The organism is Polaromonas sp. P1_G2 (assembly GCF_056405515.1).
The window spans coordinates 1-5,187 of the sequence record NZ_JBFUBY010000300.1; the positions used below are offsets into that span (position 1 = coordinate 1).

The following is a 5,187-nucleotide window of genomic DNA, read 5'->3' on the forward strand; positions in this document are numbered from 1 at the left end:
CCCGCGCCGCCGGCGGCGGCGCCCGCGTAGACCCAGGCGAGCGACAGCGCGACCACCCCGGCCATGCCGCCCCAGACACCCTCCCAGCTCTTGCCCGGGCTGATCGAAGGCGCCAGCTTGCCCTTGCTGAAGCGGCCACCAAAGGTGCGGCCCGCGAAGTAGGCAAAGATATCCGCCACCCAGACCAGCAGCAGCACGGACAACAGGAAATTGACACCGGCGACGCGCGCCTGGGCAACGGCCAGCCAGGCCAGCCACAGCGCGACCAGCCCCGCCACCAGGCGCAGTGCCTTCGGAATGCGCGGCCAGCCGGCCACCCCATTGCGCAGCAGCCAGCCACCGGCCAGTACCCACACAGCGCCGGCAGCGGCCCACAGCATGGGCAAAGGTTTTTCAAGCAGGCCGCCGTACCAGGACAGCGCGCAGGCCGCCACGCACGCAAAGCCCAGGCCTATGGAAACGCCCTGCCCGTAGCCGTTGAGGCGGCCCCATTCCCAGGCCCCCGCCGCGATCAGCAGCAGCGCCACGGCGCAGAAGGGCTGGGGCGTTTTGTAAAAAAGTGCGGGCAGCAAAATCGCCAGCAGGACAATCGCCGTGATCACACGCTGTTTAAGCATCAAGCCGCCTTTGCATTGTCGTTGTTGACCTGACCGCTGACCTGCGCGGAGGTCTGGCCAAAACGCCGTTCGCGGGTGCGAAAAACGGCAATCGCCTCGTCCAGCGCCGCCTCGTCGAACTCGGGCCACAGCTTGTCGGAAAAATGCAGTTCCGAATAGGCGGCCTGCCACAGCAGGAAGTTGCTGATGCGCAATTCGCCGCCGGTGCGGATCAGCAGATCCGGGTCGGGCACATGCGCCATCGCCATGGCCCGGTCCAGTGACAGCTCGGTGATGGCCTCCCCGCGGCTGGCCAGTTTTTGCGCGGCCTGGGCGATGTCCCAGCGCCCGCCGTAGTTGAAACACACATTGAAGACCAGCCGGCTGTTTGCCGAGGTGTCGCGCTCAGCCTTGGCCAGCCCGGCCTGCACCTTGTCGGACAGGCGCTGGCGATCACCCACGAAGTGCAGTTGCACACCGTTCTCGTTCAGGCTGGGCACTTCCTTGGCCAGCGACAGGGCCAGCAGCTCCATCAGGCCGGAAACCTCTTCGGACGGCCGGTTCCAGTTTTCTGAGGAGAACGCAAACACCGTCAGCACGCCGATGCCGCGCTCCAGGCAGGCGCGCACGCAGCGGCTGAGCGAATCGACGCCCTGCTTGTGGCCCGCAATGCGGGGCAGAAACCGTTTGGTCGCCCAGCGCCCATTGCCGTCCATGACGATGGCAATGTGGCGCGGGACCGGGTTAGTACTGATGGCCATGGACGATTCAGGCCGGACGCTGAAGCGTCAAACCGCCATGATGTCTTGTTCCTTGCCGGCGACCAGTTTGTCGACTTCAGCAATGAAACGGTCGGTGAACTTCTGGATGTCTTCCTGCGCGCGGCGCTCGTCATCCTCGGAAGCCAGTTTGTCCTTGACCAGCTTCTTGATGCCGTCGTTGGCATCGCGGCGCAGGTTGCGGATGGCGACCTTGGCGTGCTCGCCTTCGCCGCGCACGACCTTGGTGAGCTCCTTGCGACGCTCTTCGGTCATCGCCGGCATCGGAACGCGGATCAAATCGCCCTGCGCCGCCGGGTTGAGCCCCAGGTCGGAATCGCGGATGGCTTTTTCAATCTTGGCGCCCATGCCTTTTTCCCAGGGCGAGACGCTGATGGTGCGCGCATCGAGCAAAGACACGTTGGCCACCTGGCTGATGGGCACCATGGAACCGTAGTAATCCACATGCACGGTGTCGAGCAGGCCGGGGTTGGCGCGGCCGGTGCGGATCTTGGTGAGGCCGTTCTTGAACGAGTCGATGGACTGCAGCATTTTTTGCTCTGCCAGCTGCTTGACTTCAACAATGCTCATGGTCGAATCTCCGGATTTTTATAGCGAAAAAAAGCAAGCCAAGGACGGTCAGACGTGAACCAGCGTTCCCTCGTCTTCGCCCTGCACCACGCGCTTGAGCGCGCCGTGCTTGAAAATGCTGAACACTTTGATAGGCAGCTTCTGGTCACGGCACAGCGCAAAGGCGGTGGCATCCATGACCTCGAGGTTTTTGCCCATGGCCTCATCAAAGGTGATGTTGGTGTAGCGCGTGGCCTTCGGGTCCTTCTTGGGGTCCGCAGTGTACACACCGTCGACCTTGGTGGCCTTGAGCACGATCTCGGCGCCGATCTCGGCGCCGCGCAATGCGGCCGCCGTGTCGGTGGTGAAAAATGGATTGCCGGTGCCGGCCGCGAAGATGACGACCTTGCCCTCTTCGAGATACTGCAAGGCCTTGGGGCGGACGTAGGGTTCGACCACACGCTCGATCCCGATGGCCGACATCACGCGGGCGATGAGGCCGGCCTTGTCCATGGTGTCGCCCAAAGCCAGGGCGTTCATCACGGTGGCCAGCATGCCCATGTAGTCGGCGGTGGCGCGGTCCATGCCGACCGAGCCGCCGGCTACGCCGCGAAAGATGTTGCCGCCGCCTATCACCACCGCCACCTCGACACCCATGCGGGTGACTTCGGCGATTTCCTCAACCATGCGCACGATGGTGGCACGGTTGATACCGAAAGCGTCGTCGCCCATCAGGGCCTCACCTGACAGTTTTAACAAGATTCGCTTGTAGGCTGGCATGTGAGGAGCTTTCTGTGGTTAAAGTGAATTGGAGTTTAGCGGCCTTCCGGCTAGGCTGAGTGCTTAAGCGGCCTTGGCGGCTGCGACCTGGGCCGCGACTTCGGCTGCGAAATCGTCAACCTTCTTCTCGATGCCTTCGCCCACCACGTACAGCGTGAAGGACTTGATCGTGGTCGCCTTTTCCTTGAGCATCTGCTCGACGGTCTGCTTGTCGTTCTTGACGAAAGTCTGGTTGTACAGGCTGACTTCCTTCAGGTACTTTTGCACGCCGCCTTCGATACGCTTTGCAACAATTTCAGCGGACTGCACGGGCTTGCCTTCGGCTTGGGCCTTGGCGGCATCTTCAGCGGCCTTGGCGGCAGCCACCGAGCGCTCTTTGGCGACCAGTTCGGCGGGAACTTCGGCGCTGGACAGCGACACGGGCTTCATCGCGGCCACATGCATGGCGACGTCCTTGGCGGCGGCCTCGTCGCCTTCAAACTCCACCACCACGCCAATGCGCGTGCCGTGCAGGTAAGAGGCCAGCTTGCTGCCGCTGAAGCGCTTGAAGCGTCGCACGCTCATGTTTTCGCCGATCTTGCCGATCAGGCCCTTGCGCACGTCCTCGACCGTGGGGCCGAAACCGTCCAGCGACAAAGGCATCGCGCCCACGGCTTCCACGTCGGCCGGGTTGTTCTTGACGATACCTTCGACCACGGCCTTGGTGAAAGCGAGGAAGCTGTCGTTCTTGGTCACGAAGTCGGTTTCGCAATTGATTTYAACCAGCGCGCCCACATCACCTTCACGGTGCGCAGCCACGACACCTTCGGCGGTGACGCGGGAAGCGGCCTTGCCGGCCTTGCTACCGAGCTTGACACGCAGGATTTCTTCCGCTTTTTCGAAGTTGCCTTCAGCCTCGGTCAGTGCTTTCTTGCACTCCATCATCGGGGCGTCGGTTTTGGCGCGCAGTTCAGCGACCATGCTTGCAGTAATTGCCATTTTGATTCTCCGTTTTGTCGTGTTCACGGGGATGGGCCGACAGGACCCGCCCCCCTTAATGCTTAAGTTGTGAAAAAGGGGCTACGCGAGCCCCTTTTTCGCGTCTGGCGCAGAGCCGAAAACTATCAGGCGGCTGCGTTGTCCACTTCCACGAACTCGTCCGAGCTCTCAGCCGACACGGCCTTGACGACGTCGTTCACGGCGTTGGCACGGCCTTCCAGGATCGCGTCGGCGATACCGCGGGCGTACAGCGCCACAGCCTTGGAGGAGTCATCGTTGCCGGGGATCACGTAATCGATGCCGATAGGCGAATGGTTGGAATCCACCACACCGATCAGGGGGATGCCGAGCTTCTTGGCTTCCAGGATCGCGATTTTGTGGAAGCCCACGTCGATCACGAAAATGGCGTCCGGCAGTGCGTTCATGTCCTGAATGCCGCCGATGTCTTTTTCCAGCTTTTCGATTTCACGCTTGAAGGTCAGCTGTTCTTTTTTGCTGATGGAGTCGAGGCCGGCTTCCTGCTGGGCCTTCATCTCTTTCAGGCGTTTGATCGAGGTCTTGACCGTCTTGAAGTTGGTCAGCATGCCGCCCAGCCAGCGCTGGTCAACGTAAGGAACGCCGGCGCGCTTGGCTTCGGTCGCGACGATTTCGCGGGCCTGGCGCTTGGTGCCCACCATCAGGATGGTGCCGCGGTTGGCGGACAGCTGCTTGGCGAACTTCATCGCCTCCTGGTACATCGGCAGCGATTTTTCCAGGTTGATGATGTGAATGCGGTTGCGGTGACCGAAGATGTATGGAGCCATCTTGGGGTCCCAGAAACGGGTTTGGTGTCCGAAATGAACGCCTGCTTCTAGCATTTCGCGCATAGTGGTCGACATAAAAATACTCCAAAAGGTTGTGTCTAAAATCAGCGCTTATCGCCCTGAGGCTCTCTTTTTTGAGATTCCCGGGACAACACCTTGGTGTGGCTGATTTGCGATTTGCATTGCAAACAACAGAATCGTCATTCGCAAAGCCTGTCGAGTATAACATCCTCCCATACTCCTTTCCCGCACCTTCCCCCATCCCCATGAGCCAGACCCCCTTCCCAGGCGACCTCCATGCCTGGCGGGCCAGGTCACAGCCGCCGGGTCCAAAGTGCTGGCGCAGTCCGCCCCGGCCCAAGCCGACTGCCCCGCCGTGGCGCGCCTGCGGGCCGCCGGTGCGGCACTGGTGGGCCGCACCAACATGGTCGAATTCGCTTTTTCGGGCGTGGGCATCAACCCGCACTACGGAACGCCCGCCAACCCGGCCGATCCGGCCACGCCTCGCATCCCGGGCGGCTCGTCGTCAGGCGCGGCGGTGTCGGTGGCCACGGGCGCGGCCCTGGTGGGGCTGGGCTCGGACACAGGAGGCTCGATCCGAATTCCCGCGGCCTTGTGCGGCATCGTGGGTTTCAAGAGCACGGCCCGCCTGGTGCCAACCACCGGCGCCCTGCCCCTGTCCATCAGCCTGGACACCGTGAG

The 5,187-nt window shown here is 62.1% G+C and carries 6 protein-coding genes and 1 pseudogene; 1 reads left to right on the plus strand and 6 read right to left on the minus strand.

The window, feature by feature from the left end; all coding sequences use genetic code 11:
* From AC1D0P_RS21975 to rpsB, 6 genes are all read right to left on the minus strand, one after another.
* Positions 1-617: phosphatidate cytidylyltransferase (locus tag AC1D0P_RS21975; protein WP_477678688.1), on the minus strand; the 617-nt coding region annotated here is incomplete at its 3' end.
* A complete protein-coding gene (uppS, locus tag AC1D0P_RS21980; RefSeq protein ID WP_477678689.1) occupies positions 617-1,357 on the minus strand; it encodes a polyprenyl diphosphate synthase in 741 nt (246 codons plus the stop codon). The genes uppS and AC1D0P_RS21975, both read right to left, overlap by 1 nt.
* 27 nt (positions 1,358-1,384) lie before the next feature.
* Positions 1,385-1,945: a ribosome recycling factor gene (gene frr / locus AC1D0P_RS21985; protein WP_436154238.1), complete on the minus strand. Its 561-nt coding sequence runs from the start codon at positions 1,943-1,945 to the stop codon at positions 1,385-1,387.
* A 48-nt stretch (positions 1,946-1,993) separates the two neighbouring features.
* Positions 1,994-2,704: a UMP kinase gene (gene pyrH, locus AC1D0P_RS21990; protein ID WP_036838012.1), complete on the minus strand. Its 711-nt coding sequence runs from the start codon at positions 2,702-2,704 to the stop codon at positions 1,994-1,996.
* Between the two features lie 63 nt (positions 2,705-2,767).
* Positions 2,768-3,682, minus strand: coding sequence for a translation elongation factor Ts (gene tsf, locus AC1D0P_RS21995; RefSeq protein ID WP_477678690.1), 915 nt, complete (start codon positions 3,680-3,682; stop codon positions 2,768-2,770).
* A 125-nt stretch (positions 3,683-3,807) separates the two neighbouring features.
* Positions 3,808-4,560, minus strand: a complete 753-nt coding sequence (rpsB, locus tag AC1D0P_RS22000) for a 30S ribosomal protein S2 (RefSeq protein WP_007866397.1) — start codon at positions 4,558-4,560, stop codon at positions 3,808-3,810.
* A 226-nt stretch (positions 4,561-4,786) separates the two neighbouring features.
* Here rpsB and AC1D0P_RS22005 point away from each other — a divergent pair.
* Positions 4,787-5,187, plus strand: a pseudogene (locus AC1D0P_RS22005) (amidase family protein); the annotation flags it as partial.

Excerpts from the sequence above, each read along its gene's own strand:
- uppS (WP_477678689.1), bottom strand. The coding sequence starts at position 1,357 with ATGGCCATCAGTACTAACCCGGTCCCGCGCCACATTGCCATCGTCATG.
- pyrH (WP_036838012.1), bottom strand. The coding sequence starts at position 2,704 with ATGCCAGCCTACAAGCGAATCTTGTTAAAACTGTCAGGTGAGGCCCTG.
- rpsB (WP_007866397.1), bottom strand. The coding sequence starts at position 4,560 with ATGTCGACCACTATGCGCGAAATGCTAGAAGCAGGCGTTCATTTCGGA.
- frr (WP_436154238.1), bottom strand. The coding sequence starts at position 1,945 with ATGAGCATTGTTGAAGTCAAGCAGCTGGCAGAGCAAAAAATGCTGCAG.